The organism is Pseudomonas putida, from assembly GCF_016406145.1.
GTDB classification, from domain to species: Bacteria; Pseudomonadota; Gammaproteobacteria; order Pseudomonadales; family Pseudomonadaceae; genus Aquipseudomonas; species Aquipseudomonas putida_E.
This window is the reverse complement of record NZ_CP066306.1, coordinates 5,254,333-5,273,659: the sequence shown is the minus strand read 5'-3', so window position 1 is coordinate 5,273,659 and position 19,327 is coordinate 5,254,333. Positions and strand designations below refer to the sequence as shown.

The following is a 19,327-nucleotide window of genomic DNA, read 5'->3' as shown; positions in this document are numbered from 1 at the left end:
GTGGGGCCGCATGGCGGCCCCGTTCTGTTAAAAGTCGACGCTGACGCCCAGGCTTATGCCTTGCTGGGTCAACTCATCGCTCTTGCGCCAGTTGTAGTTCCCGCGCAGTTGCACCCCCGCTGCGAGCTCATGGCTCAGCCCAAGGCTGGCGCGTGTCAGATTGCTCTGCGGTGTGTACCCGGTTAGCGTGAAGTCATTGGCTGGCAGTGTCGTCAGGTGCATCGTCACATCCTGTTGGTCATCCTCGAACTCATGCTCCTGCGCCACCTCGGCAAACAGCCTGGTGTTGGCCAGTACCTGCACGCTGCCCTGCAACCCTAGACCCAAACGACGCGAAGTGCGTTCCTGGTCATCGAAGCCCAGTGCCGTCGAACGTCCGCTCTTCTCGTCATAACCGTCCACCTTCACCCGCGCGTAGTCGGCGCTGATGAACGGCGCCAGCTGCCAGCGACTGCTATCGGCTGCCAGGTTGTATCCCAGTCGGCCGGTCACAGCCCAGGCTTCGCCGTCAGTATCACCTTTCTCACTTCGGTCATTCACGCCCAGGGCGAAGGTGCGCTTGAGGTCCTGGTAATCCAGGTGCCCAGCACTCAGCGCTGCGTCGGCCCACCAGCGGTCCTTACGAAACTGGGCGAAGGCACTGGCCAGGTAGCTGTCCAGCTTGTAGTCCGAGTCTTGTTCTCCTGCCTCCAGTTTCTGGCGATAGATACCGCCGGCAAGCCCTACGCGCCAGGTGTCGTTGAGCCGGTAGCTGCCACCCAGCGTGAGGTTGTAGCCGCGCCCGTCAGCGTCGGCAGAAGTACGCCCCCCGTCGAGGTCCAGATCTTGCGCACCGGTGGCAACGAAGGCCTGCCATTGGCCAGCCGCTTGCCAGGGTGCCTGCCATTGATTACGTAGTTCGTCCTGATGCGCACGCAGGCTGGCGTGGGCCATTTCCGGCAGCAGCGTCAGCTCCCAGGGTGCGGAAAGGATCGAGTAGCCGTAGTCGGCAATCAGTTGCTGGCCGGCGATGGTCGGGTGTACCGAGTCGTTGAACAGCAGCTTGGTGGGGTCGGGTGTGGTGCCATTGATGCCGTACAGTGGGTTTTCCACGCAACTGTTGCCGCTGTAGCAGGTGCCGACCAGATTCTGCCCGCTGGCCAGGCCGAATTGCGTCGGGCTGGCCAGTGCTTCGTTCAGCAGTACGGGAATGTTCAGTGGAATGATTTCGGCATCGATCTGGCCCAGTTGGCTGACCAGTGACTGGTTGAACACGCTGGACAGTTGCGACAGGGCGTTTTGCTGCGGGGTGCCACTGAAGTTCGGCGTCTGGCCGAGGTCGGGTAGCAGCCAGACCATGATGTAGCGGGCGCCACCTTGTTGCAGGGCCTGGGCGCTGGCTGCCAGGCGCGATCCCGCAGCGGCGGCATCGGCAGGGCTGCTCACCAGGCCTTGCAGGAAGTCGTTGCCGCCACCGGTCAGGTAGTAGAGGGCATTGGGGTCTGCGCGCAAGCCATTGGCCAGATAGCCGGGCTTGTCGCGTAGTACCAGGCCGGCAAAAGGTTGGCCTGGCGGAATGACTGTCTCGGAAGTGGTGGTGATCGAATCCAGGATCTGCTGCGTGGTGTAGCCGCCAACGGCCCAGTTGTTGCCGTCGGGGCGTATTCCGAATGATGTGGATGGGTTGAGCTCATCCGGATTCACACCCAGGCGTGCGCCGAGGATCATCGGCGAGACAGGTGCAAAGTTGCCATTCTCATCACGGTTGGTAAAGCGCATACCGGCAGTACCGCCGGTCAGGTCAGGAAATTGCCCGGCATCGCTGAGGCTGTCGCCGAAGACGATCATTGTCGAGTAAGGCGAGGGGGCTGCGAAAGCCTGGCTGCAGGCGAGCGCCAACGTAGCCAAGGTAAAACGTAGCAAAGGTGCTTTTCGCATCTGGGAACATCCTTTTCATTGTTTTTATGAGGACAACCCGATCGACCTTAGCAAATCGCAGGGCATGCCTTCCAAGTCCATTCGTTTCCCGTATTTACGGGCATATTGCGCCCGCCGCGCCGGTAGGCTACTGTGCCTGCAAGTATGAGCGAGACCTATCCCGTGTTGATCGTCAGCAAACTCTTGATGCGCGTTATCAAGGCCCACGCCCGTTGGCGTTGGCGCGCCTGACTTTATCTCTTGCCGGCCTGTCCGGCCCGCCCCCGTTTGCCTTCCTGTCCGTTTCCGAGCGCCCCTAGTGGCAACGCCGTGTCTGTTTTTGGTGTAGGAAGGTTCGACTTTTAAAGTCAGTAGATTCTAGAGGTTTAGCCCGATGTTACTGATGATCGACAATTACGACTCATTCACTTACAACGTCGTTCAGTACCTTGGCGAGTTGGGTGCCGAGGTCAAAGTCATTCGCAACGACGAAATCACCGTTGCCCAGATAGAAGCCCTCAACCCTGAGCGCATCGTCGTCTCCCCTGGCCCTTGCACGCCGAGCGAAGCCGGTGTGTCCATCGAGGCCATTTTGCATTTTGCCGGCAAGCTGCCGATCCTTGGAGTTTGCCTGGGCCACCAATCAATCGGCCAGGCGTTTGGTGGCGATGTAGTGCGTGCCCGCCAGGTCATGCACGGCAAGACCAGCCCGGTATATCACCGCGACCTGGGCGTCTTCGCCGGCCTCAACAATCCGCTCACCGTAACCCGCTACCATTCCCTGGTGGTCAAGCGCGAGACCCTGCCAGAGTGCCTGGAAGTGACTGCCTGGACTGCACATGACGATGGTTCGGTCGACGAGATCATGGGCCTGCGCCACAAGACACTGAATATAGAAGGGGTGCAGTTCCACCCTGAGTCCATCCTGACCGAGCAGGGCCACGAGCTGTTCGCCAACTTCCTCAAGCAGACCGGCGGCCGCCGCTAAGGACCGAGCATGGATATCAAGAGCGCGTTGAGCCGTATTGTCGGCCACCTGGACCTTTCCACCGAAGAAATGCGCGATGTGATGCGCCAGATCATGACCGGCCAGTGCAGCGAGGCGCAGATCGGCGCCTTCCTGATGGGCATGCGCATGAAGAGCGAGAGCATCGACGAGATCGTTGGCGCGGTTTCGGTCATGCGTGAGCTGGCTGACAAGGTCGAGCTGAAAAGCCTTGATGGCGTAGTCGATATCGTCGGCACGGGCGGTGATGGCGCCAACATCTTCAACGTTTCCACCGCTTCTTCTTTCGTCCTTGCGGCGGCGGGTTGCACCGTGGCCAAACATGGCAATCGCGCGGTTTCCGGCAAGAGCGGCAGTGCGGACCTGCTGGAAGCTGCGGGCATCTACCTGAACCTGACGCCCACGCAAGTGGGGCGTTGCATTGACAGCCTCGGCATCGGCTTCATGTTCGCCCAAAGCCATCACTCCGCCATGAAACATGCCGCAGGCCCGCGCCGCGACCTGGGCCTGCGTACCCTGTTCAACATGCTCGGCCCGCTTACGAATCCGGCTGGAGTAAAACACCAGGTGGTCGGTGTATTTAGCCAGGCCTTGTGCCGCCCGCTGGCGGAAGTGCTGCAACGCCTGGGCAGCAAGCATGTGCTGGTCGTGCATTCCAAGGATGGCCTGGATGAGTTCAGCCTGGCCGCGCCTACCTTTGTCGCCGAACTGAAGAACGACCAGATCAGCGAATACTGGGTCGAGCCTGAAGACCTTGGCATGAAGAGCCAGAGCCTGCATGGCCTGGCAGTCGAAAACCCACAGGCATCGCTGGAGTTGATCCGTGATGCACTGGGCCGGCGCAAGACCGAGAATGGCCAGAAGGCTGCCGAGATGATAGTGCTCAACGCGGGCGCTGCGTTGTACGCCGCTGATCACGCCATGAGCCTGAAGGCTGGTGTGGATCTGGCCCACGATGTGCTGCACACCGGGCTGGCTTGGGAAAAGCTGCAGGAGCTGGGTGCCTTTACAGCGGTATTCAAGGTGGAGAACGAAGCATGAGTGTCCCGACGGTGCTGGAAAGGATAGTTGCCCGCAAGTTCCAGGAAGTGGCTGAGCGCAGCGCGCGCGTCAGCCTCGCCGAAATGGAGCACCTGGCCAAGGGGGCGGATGCCCCGCGCGGGTTTGCTAATGCCCTGATCGAGCAAGCCAAGCGCAAGCAGCCAGCGGTGATCGCCGAAATCAAGAAGGCCTCGCCGAGCAAGGGTGTCATCCGCGAGAACTTCGTGCCGTCGGAAATTGCCGTCAGTTACGAAAAGGGCGGGGCGACTTGCCTGTCGGTGCTGACCGACGTGGACTACTTCCAGGGTGCTGATGAGTATCTGCAACAGGCACGCGCCGCCGTTTCGCTGCCGGTGATCCGCAAGGATTTCATGGTCGACCCTTATCAGATCATCGAAGCACGCGCCTTGGGCGCAGACTGCGTGCTGCTGATCGTGTCGGCGCTCGACGACGTCAAGATGGCCGAGTTGGCCGCTACCGCCAAGGAAGTCGGTCTCGACGTGCTGGTCGAGGTACATGACGGTGACGAGTTGGAGCGTGCGTTGAAAACGCTTGATACCCCGCTGGTGGGTGTCAACAACCGTAACCTGCATACCTTCGAAGTTAGCCTGGAAACCACTCTCGACCTTTTACCGCGCATCCCCCGCGATCGCCTGGCCATCACCGAGAGTGGCATTCTCAACCGTGCCGATGTCGAGTTGATGGAAATCAATGACGTTTATTCGTTCCTGGTGGGCGAGGCGTTCATGCGGGCCGAGCAGCCGGGGTTGGAACTGCAGCGGTTGTTCTTCCCTGAACAGGTGAAGAAGACTGTTCAGCAACTGGACTAAGCAACGTTGAAGCCGGCAATCGCCGGCTTTATCGAAGGTGGATCAATGACCGATCAACCCCTGGCCCTCACCGTCGAGCAGGGCCTGCACGCCGAGCAAGATCTTTTGGCTTCGGTCTGCCGTGGCGAAACCGAAAGTGGTGTGCTTTTCTGGCGCCCGACAGATCATGCGCTGGTCATGCCTCGGCGCATGAGCCGCCTGGACAACTTCGAGACAGCCTGCTCGGAATTGGCGATCGCTGGCTGGCCAGTGCTGCTGCGAGAAACCGGTGGTGAGCCGGTACCTCAGTCGAATTCGACAGTGAATGTGGCGCTGGTGTATGTCGCTCCGCGCAGCGAAGGCGACCATGGCCGCATCGAGAACGCGTATGAACGCCTCTGCCTGCCGTTGTGCGATGTGCTGCGCGAATGGGGCGGCGTGGCTTCGGTGGGCGAGATCGACGGGGCCTTCTGCGACGGCCGCTACAATGTCAACCTCAATGGCCGCAAGCTGGTGGGGACTGCCCAGCGCTGGCGCCAGGGGCTGGGTGGAAAACGGCCGGTGGTGCTGGTGCATGGTGCGTTGTTGCTGGACAACGAGCGCGAGTCGATGGTCGCGGCGGTCAACCGTTTCAATGAATGTTGCGGGCTCGAGCAGCGCTGCCGGGCCGACAGCCATATTGCCCTGCACGAAGTGGCGCCCGCAGTACCGTGGTTCGAGCGCCTTTCGCAGGCTTACAGGGAAGTACTTGCAGCGCTGCCCAAGGATTAACGGGTACCGTAAACCACCATGGTCTTGCCCTTGACCTGAACCAGGCTGCGTTCCTCGAGGTCCTTGAGCACGCGGCCGACCATTTCCCGCGAGCAACCGACGATACGGCCAATTTCCTGGCGGGTGATCTTGATTTGCATGCCGTCCGGGTGGGTCATGGCGTCTGGCTGCTTGCACAGGTCCAGCAGGCAACGGGCGACTCGGCCAGTAACATCGAAGAACGCCAGGTCGCCCACCTTGCGCGTGGTGTTGCGCAGGCGCTGGGCCATCTGGCTGCCGAGGGAGTAAAGAATATCCGGGTCCTGGCGGGCCAGGTCGCGAAACTTGTCATAACTGACCTCCGCTACCTCGCACTCTGTCTTGGCGCGCACCCAGGCGCTGCGCTGCTGATCGCTGCCGGCGGGTTCGAACAAACCCAGCTCGCCGAAGAAATCGCCACTGTTGAGGTAGGCGATGATCATCTCGTGGCCTTCGTCATCCTCAATGAGGATAGTGACTGAACCCTTGATGATGAACGACAGCGTTTCGGCCCGGTCACCAGCACAGATGATATTACTCTTTGCAGTGTAGCGGCGGCGCTGGCAGTGCATCAGCAGCTTGTCGATGTTCTTGATCTTGGCGGGTAGGGCTGAGGCAACCATCACGAAATCCTGTTCGATACGACCCATAGGCTCTGGTGGAGAGTTGGCTAACGCGACGCGTCAGTCAATTGGCGCCAGCTTATCAGACACTGAAGGATGTTTCGGCACAAATGCCAAACGTATGGAGCTTTTCCGACAGCCACACAACGCTTAAGCTGACACCCTTTTGCGAAATCCAGGAGTACGGACAGATGAAGGCACGCATCCAATGGGCCGGTGAAGCGATGTTCCTTGGCGAATCGGGGAGTGGCCATGTCGTGGTGATGGATGGTCCGCCGGAGGCGGGTGGCCGCAACCTGGGCGTGCGCCCGATGGAAATGCTTCTGCTCGGCCTAGGCGGCTGCAGCAGCTTCGACGTAGTGAGCATCTTGAAGAAATCGCGCCAAGCGGTGGAAAGCTGCGAAGCCTTCCTGGAGGCCGAGCGCGCTAGCGAAGACCCGAAGGTGTTTACCAAGATTCATATGAACTTCGTGGTCAAAGGGCGCGGGCTTAAAGAGGCTCAGGTCAAGCGTGCGGTGGAGCTGTCGGCAGAGAAATATTGCTCGGCGTCGATCATGCTGGAGCGCGCGGGTGTGGAAATCACCCATGGCTACGAGATCGTTGAGCTGGGTTGAGACTTTTGGGCCGCAATGCGGCCCCCGACGGTGTTCAGTTGCGCAAGGCTGGAAGAGCGACCACCAACCAACGGGGTACGCAGCGCCTAAATGACTGGCTGAGGTGCTCCCGGCGCTTCTGATAACCCAGCCCCAGCCCGATTACCCCTAGCCCGATCAAGGTCACCACAACCGGGAACAGTAGCGAATCGGCAAACACCTCGTAAGACAGGTAGCCAAGATAAGCCGCCACCCCCAGCGCCCCGAATACCATGAACACCGGCCGACGCAACAGCACCGCAACGCTCATCAAACCCAGGTTGATCAGGCAGTACAACGCCTTACCCAGCTCGCTGTCGCTTTCGATCATCGTCAGCCCACCCCAGAACGCTGCCAGCCCGGCCAGGTAACCCCAGTGGGCGTAATCCTCACGCGTGCGCCCGTCGACCACCAGAAACACCAGCAGTAGCCCGAGCCCGAACCACAGCGAAACCGTGCGCCGCTGTTCCCAGCTGAAGGGTGAGCCGAACACCCACTCGGTAAGGTCCATCGACATGAACCATAAGGCTACGGCAATCGGCATCACAATGAACGGGTAGGGGATCAGGCGCAGCATGAGCAAACCGGCGACCACCGTGGCCGCCTCCATCAACAGCCATCCACCCTGCACATAGGTGTAGTACTGGTGATAGTCCGTTTGCCGATCATCCAGTGGCCACCAGCCGGCCAGGCGTTCGATGGCAAAGACAGCCAAGGGCACGATGCTTACCGCAACCGCCGCCAGGACGCCAGATGCGATGGGTTGCTGGCGTTTTTGCAGGTTGAGGGCGAACAAGGTGAGAAGACCGATGTAGAGGACGGCGATGGCCAGCAGCGCCCAGTCACCGATTCGCATCCAGGCTTCGGTCAATAGCCAGCCCATCGCCCCCATGATCAGCATTGCGCCGAAATAGAACGCGACGTGCGCCAGCTGGAAACTGCCACGAGCTGCTGGCTGCTGGAGCAGGAAGTCCAGCAGGGCCTTGTCCTGGCCAGGATGGAGAACTCCTGCTTGTACGGCGCGCGCCAGGTCCTTGGCGTCGATACGGTCCGTCATTGGCGTGCCCCTAGATGCGGTAAGTGCTCTTGGTCATGACCTTGGCCAGCATGCTCATACCGAAGCGTACCGGCGCGGGGAAGCGATAGCCACCTGCTTCAAGGGCCGAATCGGCGTGTTGCTCTTCGTCTACGCGCATCTGCTCGAGAATGGCACGGGACTTTTCGTCCTCATGGGGGATCTGCTCCAGGTGTTCGTCGAGGTGTTTGCACACCTGATGTTCGGTGGCGGCGACGAAGCCCAGGCTGACCTTGTCGCTGACCATGCCGGCGAGCGCGCCGATGCCGAACGACATGCCGTAGAACAGCGGATTGAGCACGCTGGGGTGGCTGCCCAGCTGACGGATGCGCTGTTCGCACCAGGCCAGATGGTCGATTTCTTCCTCCGCCGCATGCTCCATCGCCTTGCGCACCTGGGGCAACTTGGCGGTCAGGGCCTGGCCCTGGTACAGCGCCTGGGCGCAGACCTCGCCGGTATGGTTGATGCGCATGAGCCCGGCAATGTGGCGGGTCTGGCTTTCGTCGAGTTCGACGTCGGGCTGGACAATGGCCGGGGACGGCCGGGAGGGTTGGCCGCTGAAGGGCAGCAAGGTGCGCATGGCGGTATCGGCCTGCAGCAACAAGCGGTCGAGCGGCGAATAGTGACGTTCGGTAGCCATCGGGCACCTCCGCTGAAGTGATGCCCGACAGTTTACCTCAATCGCCCGGGGTGGGCTTGCCTTGGGTCAGCCCGGTGGCCAGTGCATCTGACGCTGGCCGAGCACGTGCATGTGGATGTGGTAGACGGTCTGGCCACCTTGCTCGTTACAGTTCATGACCACGCGGAAGCCATCCTCGCAGCCAAGCTCCTTGGCCAGGCGCTGGGCGGTGAACAGGATATGGCCGGCCAGGCCCTTGTCCTCTTCGGTCAGGTCATTGAGCGTACGGATGTGTTTTTTCGGGATGACCAGAAAATGCACCGGCGCCTGAGGCGCGATGTCGTGGAAGGCCAGAACCTGGTCGTCCTCGTAGATGATCTTCGCCGGGATTTCCCGGTTGATGATCTTGATGAATAAATCGTCCACAGCACTTGCTCCATGGTGAGGGTCCTGGCCGAGTGTACTTAGCCAGGCGCCGCTCGCCCAGTGGGCTATTCCATTCCGACCGGGCAGTAACGGCGGTGGATGAAGCCTGCAAGCTTGCGAGCCAACCAGCGGGGCAACAGGCGCGGGGCGAATGCCAGCCAGCGGTTGCGGCGAACCGGAATGATCAGCGCCCGGTTTTTCGCCAATGCGCGCACGGTATACAGCGCCACCTCTTCGGGGCTGAGGCAGCGGCTGCTGCCTTCGAGCCTTGGAATACGGCGGCGCGAAGAGCGCACCGGACCGGGGCAAAGGACCGAAACCTTGATGCCCGTGGGCTTGAGCTCTTCGCGCAGGGCTTCGGTGAAATGCATCACATAGGTCTTGCTGGCGGCATAGGTGGCCATCCAGGGGCCTGGCGCTACGGCGGCCAGGCCGGCGACATTGAGGATCTGCCCACCTCCCTGTACTGCCATGAGGTTACCGATGGCATGGCACAGGCGGCTCATGGCGAGAATGTTCACTTCCAGCAGGTCCTGCTCGTCCGCCCACTCGTGGGCCAGAAACGGGCCATAGGTACGTTGGCCGGCGCAGTTGACCAACAGGTCGATGCGCCGCTCGCCCTCTTCCAGCTCGAGTACGAAACCGGACAGGCGCAGCGGCTGGCTGAGGTCGCAGGCGCGTAGCAGTACTTCGACGCCGAAGCGCTGGGTCAGCTCGATGGCTACCGGTTCAAGGGTTTCGCGGTGGCGTGCCACCAGGATCAGATTGCGCCCGCGCCGCGCCAGAGCTTCCGCCAGGGCCAGGCCCAGGCCGCTGGAAGCACCAGTGATCATGGCGTAACGGGTCATGCAAGGCTCCTGAGGGCTAAAGAGGGCGCCTAGTGTACAGCGTGGCCAGGCCAGGTGTTGCCTTTTGCTACAAGGCCTTGGCGCGTAACGCCTGGCTGCGCTCCAGGGCTGCTCTGTATTCGCCGTGCAGGCGCTCGATCAGTGCGGCGGCGCCGGGCAAGTCATGGATTTCTCCGACGCCTTGCCCGGCAGACCATACTGTCTTCCAGGCCTTGGCTTCATCATCGATCGGCTTGAGTTTGCCCTGCTCCTGGCCGGCCTTCACTACGGCCATGTCATACCCGGCCTGTTCAAGGCTCTGGCGCAAAAAGCTTGCCGGTATGCCGGAAACCGCTGGGGTATGGACGATATCCGCTGCATGCGCGCCGAGCAGCATCTGTTTATACGCCTCTTGGGCATGGCTCTCCCGGGTGGCAATAAAGCGAGTACCCATGTAGGCCAGGTCCGCGCCAAGCAACTGGGCGGCGAGTATTTCATGGCCGTGGTTGATGCAGCCGGCCAATAGCAGTGTCTTGTCGAAAAACTGGCGGATTTCTGCCGCAAGGGCGAACGGGCTCCAGGTGCCAGCATGCCCGCCTGCACCTGCCGCCACCGCGATCAGGCCATCGACGCCGGCCTGTGCAGCTTTCTCAGCGTGACGCCGGGTGGTCACATCATGGAACACCAGGCCGCCATAGCCGTGTACGGCATCGACGACTTCCTTCACCGCGCCAAGACTGGTGATGACTATAGGCACCTGATGCTCGACACACAGGGCAAGGTCAGCCTGCAGGCGCGGGTTGGATGGGTGGACGATAAGATTGACCGCATAAGGGGCTGGCGCCTGCAGCTGCCCAAGGCCCGCTTCGATCTCCTCGAGCCAGCCCTTGAAACCGGCACTGTCGCGCTGGTTCAGGGCGGGGAAACTGCCGACCACGCCGTTGCCGCAGCAGGCCAGGACCAGCTGGGGATTGGAGATCAGGAACATCGGCGCCGCCACCACGGGCAAGCGCAGGCGTTGTTCGAGCGAAGCAGGCAAGGACATGGGCAAGGCTCCTGTACAGTGCGATTATCGTCAGAACGGTTTGACCACCACAAGAATCACGATGCCCAGCAGGAACAGCACGGGTACCTCGTTGAACCAGCGGTAGTAAACGTGGCTGCGGGTGTTGGCACCGGTGGCAAAGCGTTTGCGCTGGGCGCCGCACATGTGATGGTAGCCGGTGAGCAGGATCACCAGTGTCAGCTTGGCGTGCAGCCAGCCCTGGCTCAGCCAGCCCGGCGTGAGATAGAGCATCCAGGCGCCGAACACATAGGTGGCAATCATCGCCGGGTTCATGATGCCGCGGTACAGCTTGCGCTCCATGGTCACGAAGCGCTCCTGGCTGATGCTGTCCTGGCTTTGCGCGTGGTAGACGAACAGCCGGGGCAGGTAGAACAGGCCGGCGAACCAGCAGACTACGCTGACGATGTGCAGCGCTTTTATCCATAGGTAAAGCATGGAGAGAGTTCCTTCAGGTATTCACGGTCGTCAGATAGTAGAGGCCAAGCGCCCGAAGGGTCACCCGAAGAGTTGTTACAGGCGCCTTGCGCCCCTATCATCGTGCGCTTTCCAGACGGCTCGTTGATAAGGGGCAAGCGTTATGATCAAGGTCGGTATCGTCGGCGGCACGGGTTACACCGGCGTCGAACTGTTGCGTCTGCTGGCACAGCATCCACAGGCCGAGGTGGCGGTCATCACTTCGCGTTCCGAGGCGGGCGTAGCGGTCGCCGACATGTATCCGAACCTGCGCGGTCACTATGATGGTCTGGCTTTCAGCGTGCCGGACAGCAAGGCTCTGTCAGCTTGCGACGTGGTCTTCTTCGCCACCCCGCACGGTGTCGCCCACGCCTTGGCCGGCGAGTTGCTGGCTGCCGGGACCAAGGTCATTGACCTGTCCGCCGACTTCCGCTTGCAGGACGCTGCCGAGTGGGCGAAATGGTACGGGCAGCCGCACGGCGCGCCGGAGTTGCTGAAGGATGCGGTCTACGGCCTGCCTGAAGTCAACCGTGAGAAAATTCGCCTGGCGCGCCTGATCGCCGTGCCAGGCTGCTACCCGACTGCTACCCAGTTGGGCTTCCTGCCGCTGCTCGAAGCTGGCCTGGCCGACCCGTCGCGCCTGATCGCCGATTGCAAGTCGGGTGTCAGTGGCGCCGGCCGTGGTGCCGCCGTGGGTTCGCTGTTCTGTGAGGCTGGCGAGAGCATGAAGGCCTACGCGGTCAAGGGCCACCGTCACCTGCCGGAAATCAGCCAAGGCCTGCGCTTGGCTGCGGGGACGGACATCGGCCTGACCTTCGTGCCGCATCTGACCCCGATGATCCGCGGTATTCACTCGACCCTGTACGCGACGGTGGCCGATAAGTCGGTCGACTTGCAGGCACTGTTCGAGAAGCGCTACGCGGACGAGCCGTTCGTCGATGTGATGCCAGCGGGCAGCCACCCGGAAACCCGTAGCGTTCGCGGTGCCAACGTCTGCCGTATTGCCGTTCATCGCCCGCAAGGTGGTGACCTGGTGGTGGTTCTGTCTGTCATTGACAACCTGGTCAAGGGCGCATCCGGCCAGGCGGTGCAGAACCTGAACATCCTGTTCGGCCTGGACGAGCGCATGGGCCTGTCCCATGCCGGCCTGCTGCCCTGACAGCAGCGACAAGCTGCAAGTGAGCGTATTGCGTTCAGCTTGTAGCTTGTCACTTGCTGCTTACGTATTGTTGACCGATTTTCTCGGAGAAGCGGATAATGCGCCTCATCGAGTTTTATGGCGGCTACTGCGCCGGGAGAATCAACATGAGCGTCGAAACCTTCACCCCTACGGCTTTGGAATTCACTCACGGCGCCGCGCAAAAGGTGAAGACCCTCGTATCCGAGGAGGGCAATGATCGTCTGAAGCTGCGGGTTTTCGTGACTGGTGGCGGCTGCTCGGGTTTCCAGTACGGTTTCACCTTCGACGAAGATGTGGCCGAAGATGACACCATCGTCGAGCGCGAAGGTGTATCCCTGGTGGTTGATCCTATGAGCTTCCAGTATCTGGCGGGCGCGGAGGTGGATTACCAGGAAGGCCTTGAGGGTTCACGCTTCGTGATCAAGAACCCGAATGCCGCTACCACCTGTGGCTGCGGCTCGTCCTTCTCGATCTGAAGCCCGGTAGTACAAAAGCGCCGCGCATTTGCGCGGCGTTTTCGTTGCGGCTGCAAGGTCAGGCCGGGTATATCGCGCCGAGAACCCGCAGCCCTTTCGCTGCCGTCACACTGGGGCGGTTGGCGGCGATGCGTTCCAGGCAGCAGTGAGCCAGCCAGGCAAATGCCATGCCCTCGACCCAGTCGGGGTCTACGCCATATGCTTGGGTGCTGGTGACCCGGGCATCGGGTAGTAGCGCGTCAAGGCGAGCCATCAATGCACCGTTGCGCGCACCGCCGCCACACACAAGCAGTGCTTCTGTGCCTTGCTGTGCATCGCGCAAGGACTCGATGATGCTGCGCGCCGTCAGCTCAAGCAGCGTGGCCTGGACATCTTCGTCACGATAACGGGGCATGCAAGCGAGATGGCCATCCAGCCAAGACAGGTTGAACACTTCGCGGCCAGTACTCTTCGGGCCGCTGCCGGCGAAGAAAGGGTCACTCAGCAACGCGTTCAGCAAATCGGTCTGGACCACTCCACTGGCCGCCCAGGCTCCGTCGGCGTCATAAGCCTGGCCGCGTTTACGCTCGATCCAGGCATCCAGTAGCACATTGCCGGGGCCGCAGTCGAAGCCGTGGACCGGCTTGTCGTGCTCGATCAGGCTGAGATTGCTGAAGCCGCCTACGTTGAGCACTGCCAGCCGCTGGCCAAGACGGCCGAACAGGGTTTCATGAAACGCTGGCACCAAAGGAGCGCCTTGGCCGCCAGCAGCCACATCGCGCCGGCGGAAGTCGGCTACTACTGTGATTCCGGTAAGCTCGGCGAGCAATGCCGGGTTGCCGATCTGCACGGTAAATCCTCGGGCAGGCTCGTGGCGGATGGTCTGGCCATGGCTACCGATGGCGCGAATGGCATCAGCCTGCAGCCCCTGCTTTTGCAGCAACTGCTGTATACCTTCTGCGGCCAGGCTGGCCCAGCGGTTTTCCGCCAACGCGGCACGTGCGATTTCGTCAGGGCCGCTGGCGCACAGGGCAAGCAGTTGCTGGCGCAGCTCGGCGGGCATTGGCAGGTAGTGGGTGGCGAGCAGCTCCAGCTGCTCGCCTTGTTCTATCAGGGCAATGTCCAGGCCGTCGAGGCTGGTGCCAGACATTACTCCTAGGTAGAGCGCCATAGATCAGCGCTTGTTCGCTGCGAGCATGGTGGCCTTTTCCTGATCCATGCGCGCGATCAGTGGCTTGCTCTGCTGCAAGAACCGCTGGCGTTCAGCCTTGGCGATCGGGTCTGACATCGGTACTTTCTGGCTCAGCGGATCGACGTGGACGCCGTTGACCTGGAACTCGTAGTGCAGGTGCGGGCCTGTAGACAGGCCGGTGGTACCGATATAGCCGATAATCTGCCCCTGTTTCACGCTGCTGCCGGTCTTGATGCCTTTGGCGAAGCCCTGCATGTGCCCGTAGAGGGTCTTGTATCTGTTGCCGTGGGCGATGATCACTGTGTTGCCGTACCCACCGCGACGGCCGGCCAGCTCGATGCGACCGTCACCGGCCGCCTTGATCGGTGTCCCGCGTGGTGCGGCATAGTCGACGCCCTTGTGCGCGCGGATCTTGTTCAGAATCGGGTGCTTGCGGCCAGCGGAAAACCGCGAGCTGATACGGGCAAAGTCCACAGGGGTACGGATAAACGCCTTGCGCAGGCTGTTGCCGTCGGCTGTGTAGTAGCTGGTGTTGCCCTGCTTGTTGGTGTAGCGCACCGCAGTGTAGGTCTTGCCGCGGTTGGTGAAGCGGGCGGACAGGATGTTGCCAGTACCAATCACCTTGCCATCCATGACCTTCTGCTCGTAGACCACGTCGAATTCGTCACCCTGACGGATGTCCTGTGCGAAATCGATGTCGTAGCCCAGTACCTTGGCCATGTCCATGGTCAGACTGTGTGACAGGCCGGCACGCTGGGCCGAGGCAGACAGCGAGCTTTTGATCACGCCATGGGCGTAGGCAGTGCGTACCACCGGCTTGCTGATTTCACGGTCGAAACTGTAGCCCTTGGCGGTCTTTGTTAGGCGGATGGTCTCGAGGGTACTGACCTTGCTTTGCAGGCTGGCCAGTTGGCCGTCGTTGTCGAGCTCGAATTGCAGTACCTGGCCATGCTTGAGTTGGCTGAACTGCTTGGCCTGCTTGCTGCTGGCCAGCAGGTCGTGCACCGCATTGGCTGGCAGACCGACTTTCGCGAACAGGGTGGACAATGTATCGCCTCGCGCCACCGTGACTTCGCGATGCCCAGGCTCCTTGGCCTCTGGTTGTTGCTCTAGGGGCGGAAGCTCTTGAGTAGCTTGTTCGGTTTTGGAATCGGCACCTTCGATCTGTGCGAACGGCGAGCCTTGATCGGCTTCGGTCTGCACCAGCGGCGCGGCGCCGGACTCATCCTTCAGTTGCTCTGACGGGCTTTCCAGCTCGAGGCTGAGGGTGGTCTTCTTGGCTTCGACTTCGCTGGATGGGAATACCAGCAGAGCCAGGCTGAGCAGGGCGGCTATGCCGCTGGCGGCCAGCAGATGGCTTTTCGGATAAAGCGGTGGCGCTTTAGGCGTTTCGTCGGTCATAGGTAAGGTGACTTTTTGAAGAAAAGTGAATATGGAAAAGATGAATGACATGATGAAGATGAAATAACTGTATAAAATATAACCAAATCCAATTTCACGCAAGGGCGCGTAGACGCCGCGAGGCTGCGGTCAGGTCACATTCCGTTGCGAAACTTGTATTTGATGGCCGATCTTGTATGGTTGGCTCCCCTTGAATCTGAGCCTTGCGGGTCTGTCTATGAAGTCGGTTGAAGAGCAGCTGGCGCTTATCAAGCGCGGTGCGGAAGAAGTGTTGGTCGAGTCGGAACTGGTGGAGAAGCTCAAGCGTGGCCAGCCTCTGCGTATCAAGGCAGGTTTCGATCCGACCGCGCCTGACCTGCACCTAGGGCACACCGTGCTGATCAACAAGCTGCGTCAGTTCCAGGAGCTTGGTCATCAGGTCGTCTTCCTGATCGGCGACTTCACCGGAATGATCGGTGATCCGAGCGGCAAAAGTGCGACTCGTCCGCCGCTGACCCGTGAGCAGGTGCTGGATAATGCCGAGACGTACAAGCAGCAGGTGTTCAAGATTCTCGACCCGGCCAAGACCGAGGTCGCGTTCAACTCCACCTGGATGGACAAGCTGACACCTGCTGACTTCATCCGCCTCGCGTCGCAGTACACGGTGGCGCGCATGCTTGAGCGCGACGATTTCGACAAGCGCTATACCACCAATCAGCCGATCGCCATTCATGAGTTCCTTTACCCGCTGGTGCAGGGGTATGACTCGGTAGCTCTCAAGGCTGATGTGGAGCTGGGTGGTACCGACCAGAAGTTCAACTTGCTGATGGGGCGCGAGCTGCAGCGCGCTTACGGACAGGAAGCGCAGTGCATCGTGACCATGCCGCTGCTCGAAGGGCTGGACGGCGTGAAGAAAATGTCCAAGTCGCTGGGCAACTATGTAGGTATCCAGGAAGCGCCTGGTGTGATGTACAGCAAGCTGGTGTCGATCCCGGACACGCTGATGTGGCGTTACTTCGAGTTGCTGAGTTTCCGTTCCATGGATGAGATCGAGCAGTTCCGTGCCGATGTCGCCAATGGTGCGAACCCGCGCGACATCAAGATCAAGCTGGCGGAAGAAATCGTTGCGCGTTTCCATGGTGAAGAAGCGGCTGCCAATGCCCATCGCGCGGCGGGTAATCGCATGAAAGAGGGTGAGTTGCCAGAAGATCTTCCCGAGATTGAGGTGGCCGCTGCTGAAGACTTGCCGATCGCTGCTGTACTGAACCGTGCTGGCCTGGTGAAGAACTCGGCGATGGCGCGCGACCTGCTCAATGGTGGTGCGGTCAAGGTTGATGGTGTTGTGGTTGAGCGTGACTTTATGTTTGCGCTTGGCGCCACTCATGTGTGCCAGGCGGGCAAGAAGGCGTTTGCCCGGGTCAAGCTCAAGGCAGGGTGAGTGTCTGGCGGCGTAGCTATATATAGAAGCGGGGAGGTCGTCAGGCCTCCCCGCTTTGCTTTTCAGCGATAGTGGGGTTTATTGGAAATAAGCCTTGACGGGCGTTCGAATCCCCTTATAATGCGCCCCACTTCCAGCGCAGTCGGAACGAGAAACTCCTTGAAATTCAACGAGTTGCTTAATCCAGGTAGTACTTGAGGTGCTTCGGTCGACTGATCGATAGCGGTTAAAATGGTGGTTGACAGCGCTTCTAAACGCTGTATGATTCGCCTCCCGCTACGAGAGATCGCAGCGAGCCAAGTGTTTGAAGCTAAACGAGTTTCTCGCAAAAAACTTCAAAATAAACGCTTGACAGGCTCTGAGGAAAGCGTAGAATGCGCGCCTCGGTTGAGACGAAAAGCTCTTAACCAAACGCTCTTTAACAAATCGAATCAAGCAATTCGTGTGGGTGCTTGTGAGTACGGACTGATAGTCAAAAAGATTATCAGCATCACAAGTGACCATGCGAGAAATCACATAGTCATTTGAGATTGCTGAGCCAAGTTTAGGGTTTCTTAAAAACCCAAGCAGTATTGAACTGAAGAGTTTGATCATGGCTCAGATTGAACGCTGGCGGCAGGCCTAACACATGCAAGTCGAGCGGATGACGGGAGCTTGCTCCTTGATTCAGCGGCGGACGGGTGAGTAATGCCTAGGAATCTGCCTGGTAGTGGGGGACAACGTTTCGAAAGGAACGCTAATACCGCATACGTCCTACGGGAGAAAGCAGGGGACCTTCGGGCCTTGCGCTATCAGATGAGCCTAGGTCGGATTAGCTAGTTGGTGAGGTAATGGCTCACCAAGGCGACGATCCGTAACTGGTCTGAGAGGATGATCAGTCACACTGGAACTGAGACACGGTCCAGACTCCTACGGGAGGCAGCAGTGGGGAATATTGGACAATGGGCGAAAGCCTGATCCAGCCATGCCGCGTGTGTGAAGAAGGTCTTCGGATTGTAAAGCACTTTAAGTTGGGAGGAAGGGCATTAACCTAATACGTTAGTGTTTTGACGTTACCGACAGAATAAGCACCGGCTAACTCTGTGCCAGCAGCCGCGGTAATACAGAGGGTGCAAGCGTTAATCGGAATTACTGGGCGTAAAGCGCGCGTAGGTGGTTTGTTAAGTTGGATGTGAAAGCCCCGGGCTCAACCTGGGAACTGCATCCAAAACTGGCAAGCTAGAGTACAGTAGAGGGTGGTGGAATTTCCTGTGTAGCGGTGAAATGCGTAGATATAGGAAGGAACACCAGTGGCGAAGGCGACCACCTGGACTGATACTGACACTGAGGTGCGAAAGCGTGGGGAGCAAACAGGATTAGATACCCTGGTAGTCCACGCCGTAAACGATGTCAACTAGCCGTTGGAATCCTTGAGATTTTAGTGGCGCAGCTAACGCATTAAGTTGACCGCCTGGGGAGTACGGCCGCAAGGTTAAAACTCAAATGAATTGACGGGGGCCCGCACAAGCGGTGGAGCATGTGGTTTAATTCGAAGCAACGCGAAGAACCTTACCAGGCCTTGACATGCAGAGAACTTTCCAGAGATGGATTGGTGCCTTCGGGAACTCTGACACAGGTGCTGCATGGCTGTCGTCAGCTCGTGTCGTGAGATGTTGGGTTAAGTCCCGTAACGAGCGCAACCCTTGTCCTTAGTTACCAGCACGTTATGGTGGGCACTCTAAGGAGACTGCCGGTGACAAACCGGAGGAAGGTGGGGATGACGTCAAGTCATCATGGCCCTTACGGCCTGGGCTACACACGTGCTACAATGGTCGGTACAGAGGGTTGCCAAGCCGCGAGGTGGAGCTAATCTCACAAAACCGATCGTAGTCCGGATCGCAGTCTGCAACTCGACTGCGTGAAGTCGGAATCGCTAGTAATCGCGAATCAGAATGTCGCGGTGAATACGTTCCCGGGCCTTGTACACACCGCCCGTCACACCATGGGAGTGGGTTGCACCAGAAGTAGCTAGTCTAACCTTCGGGAGGACGGTTACCACGGTGTGATTCATGACTGGGGTGAAGTCGTAACAAGGTAGCCGTAGGGGAACCTGCGGCTGGATCACCTCCTTAATCGACGACATCAGCCTGCTGATGAGCTCCCACACGAATTGCTTGATTCATTGTCGAAGGCGATCAAGACTCTAATATGGGTCTAACGCTGTTCCTGATCAGAACTCAGAAATGAACATTCGGCTTGAATGTTGATTTCTGACTTTTGTCAGATCGTTCTTTAAAAATTCGGATATGTGATAGAAATAGACTGACATGCACTTTCACTGGTGTGTGATCAGGCTAAGGTAAAATTTGTGAGTTCTGCTCGAAAGAGCAACATGCGAATTTTCGGCGAATGTCGTCTTCACAGTATAACCAGATTGCTTG

Annotated in this window: 18 protein-coding genes and 1 rRNA gene; 9 read left to right on the top strand and 10 right to left on the bottom strand. The window is 59.6% G+C overall.

The features are described from left to right. Positions 1 to 27: 27 nt before the first annotated feature. A complete protein-coding gene (gene estP / locus JET17_RS24395) occupies positions 28 to 1,917 on the bottom strand; it encodes an esterase EstP (protein ID WP_012316545.1) in 1,890 nt (629 codons plus the stop codon). A 373-nt stretch (positions 1,918 to 2,290) separates the two neighbouring features. On the opposite strand from estP, the gene JET17_RS24390 reads away from it, so the two are divergent. From JET17_RS24390 to JET17_RS24375, 4 genes are read left to right on the top strand one after another with little or no spacing between them, the layout of a single operon-like run. Next, complete coding sequence (locus JET17_RS24390) at positions 2,291 to 2,884, top strand: aminodeoxychorismate/anthranilate synthase component II (protein ID WP_012316544.1); 594 nt, start codon at positions 2,291 to 2,293, stop codon at positions 2,882 to 2,884. 9 nt (positions 2,885 to 2,893) lie between these two features. Further along, the gene (gene trpD / locus JET17_RS24385; RefSeq protein WP_012316543.1) at positions 2,894 to 3,943 is read left to right on the top strand and encodes an anthranilate phosphoribosyltransferase; all 1,050 of its coding nucleotides are present in this window, start codon (positions 2,894 to 2,896) and stop codon (positions 3,941 to 3,943) included. Continuing rightward, positions 3,940 to 4,773, top strand: coding sequence for an indole-3-glycerol phosphate synthase TrpC (gene trpC, locus JET17_RS24380; RefSeq protein WP_012316542.1), 834 nt, complete (start codon positions 3,940 to 3,942; stop codon positions 4,771 to 4,773). The genes trpD and trpC overlap by 4 nt, the downstream gene beginning before the upstream one ends. A 45-nt stretch (positions 4,774 to 4,818) precedes the next feature. Further along, positions 4,819 to 5,523 (top strand): lipoate--protein ligase family protein, encoded by a 705-nt coding sequence (locus JET17_RS24375; RefSeq protein ID WP_012316541.1) that lies wholly within the window; start codon positions 4,819 to 4,821, stop codon positions 5,521 to 5,523. Here the strand turns inward: JET17_RS24375 and crp are convergent. Continuing rightward, positions 5,520 to 6,164: a cAMP-activated global transcriptional regulator CRP gene (crp, locus tag JET17_RS24370; RefSeq protein ID WP_012316540.1), complete on the bottom strand. Its 645-nt coding sequence runs from the start codon at positions 6,162 to 6,164 to the stop codon at positions 5,520 to 5,522. The two genes, JET17_RS24375 and crp, sit on opposite strands and share 4 nt — an antisense overlap. 191 nt (positions 6,165 to 6,355) lie before the next feature. Between crp and JET17_RS24365 the strand changes: the two genes are divergently transcribed. Then, positions 6,356 to 6,778, top strand: coding sequence for an OsmC family protein (locus tag JET17_RS24365; protein WP_004376171.1), 423 nt, complete (start codon positions 6,356 to 6,358; stop codon positions 6,776 to 6,778). A 34-nt stretch (positions 6,779 to 6,812) separates the two neighbouring features. On the opposite strand, the gene JET17_RS24360 is transcribed toward JET17_RS24365, so the two are convergent. From JET17_RS24360 to hemJ, 6 genes are all read right to left on the bottom strand, one after another. After that, positions 6,813 to 7,853, bottom strand: coding sequence for a hypothetical protein (locus JET17_RS24360; protein WP_012316539.1), 1,041 nt, complete (start codon positions 7,851 to 7,853; stop codon positions 6,813 to 6,815). 10 nt (positions 7,854 to 7,863) lie between these two features. Continuing rightward, complete coding sequence (gene coq7, locus JET17_RS24355) at positions 7,864 to 8,511, bottom strand: 2-polyprenyl-3-methyl-6-methoxy-1,4-benzoquinone monooxygenase (protein ID WP_012316538.1); 648 nt, start codon at positions 8,509 to 8,511, stop codon at positions 7,864 to 7,866. A 66-nt stretch (positions 8,512 to 8,577) separates the two neighbouring features. Further along, positions 8,578 to 8,916: a histidine triad nucleotide-binding protein gene (locus tag JET17_RS24350; RefSeq protein ID WP_012316537.1), complete on the bottom strand. Its 339-nt coding sequence runs from the start codon at positions 8,914 to 8,916 to the stop codon at positions 8,578 to 8,580. 65 nt (positions 8,917 to 8,981) lie between these two features. Next, complete coding sequence (locus JET17_RS24345) at positions 8,982 to 9,764, bottom strand: SDR family NAD(P)-dependent oxidoreductase (RefSeq protein WP_012316536.1); 783 nt, start codon at positions 9,762 to 9,764, stop codon at positions 8,982 to 8,984. Positions 9,765 to 9,831: 67 nt separating this feature from the next. After that, a complete protein-coding gene (locus JET17_RS24340; RefSeq protein WP_012316535.1) occupies positions 9,832 to 10,788 on the bottom strand; it encodes an NAD(P)H-dependent flavin oxidoreductase in 957 nt (318 codons plus the stop codon). Positions 10,789 to 10,818: 30 nt separating this feature from the next. Then, positions 10,819 to 11,244, bottom strand: a complete 426-nt coding sequence (gene hemJ / locus JET17_RS24335) for a protoporphyrinogen oxidase HemJ (RefSeq protein WP_012316534.1) — start codon at positions 11,242 to 11,244, stop codon at positions 10,819 to 10,821. A 142-nt stretch (positions 11,245 to 11,386) separates the two neighbouring features. Between hemJ and argC the strand changes: the two genes are divergently transcribed. Both argC and erpA read left to right on the top strand, forming a co-directional pair. Next, positions 11,387 to 12,421: an N-acetyl-gamma-glutamyl-phosphate reductase gene (gene argC / locus JET17_RS24330; protein ID WP_012316533.1), complete on the top strand. Its 1,035-nt coding sequence runs from the start codon at positions 11,387 to 11,389 to the stop codon at positions 12,419 to 12,421. A gap of 146 nt (positions 12,422 to 12,567) precedes the next feature. Continuing rightward, complete coding sequence (erpA, locus tag JET17_RS24325) at positions 12,568 to 12,918, top strand: iron-sulfur cluster insertion protein ErpA (protein ID WP_028633511.1); 351 nt, start codon at positions 12,568 to 12,570, stop codon at positions 12,916 to 12,918. Between the two features lie 58 nt (positions 12,919 to 12,976). On the opposite strand, the gene JET17_RS24320 is transcribed toward erpA, so the two are convergent. Both JET17_RS24320 and JET17_RS24315 read right to left on the bottom strand, forming a co-directional pair. Next, positions 12,977 to 14,068, bottom strand: coding sequence for an anhydro-N-acetylmuramic acid kinase (locus JET17_RS24320; protein ID WP_042111800.1), 1,092 nt, complete (start codon positions 14,066 to 14,068; stop codon positions 12,977 to 12,979). A gap of 3 nt (positions 14,069 to 14,071) precedes the next feature. After that, complete coding sequence (locus JET17_RS24315) at positions 14,072 to 15,490, bottom strand: peptidoglycan DD-metalloendopeptidase family protein (protein WP_012316530.1); 1,419 nt, start codon at positions 15,488 to 15,490, stop codon at positions 14,072 to 14,074. Between the two features lie 217 nt (positions 15,491 to 15,707). Here JET17_RS24315 and tyrS point away from each other — a divergent pair, with 217 nt between their 5' ends. Beyond that, complete coding sequence (gene tyrS, locus JET17_RS24310) at positions 15,708 to 16,907, top strand: tyrosine--tRNA ligase (protein ID WP_012316529.1); 1,200 nt, start codon at positions 15,708 to 15,710, stop codon at positions 16,905 to 16,907. 574 nt (positions 16,908 to 17,481) lie between these two features. Continuing rightward, positions 17,482 to 19,018 (top strand): 16S ribosomal RNA (locus tag JET17_RS24305). Positions 19,019 to 19,327 lie beyond the last annotated feature (309 nt).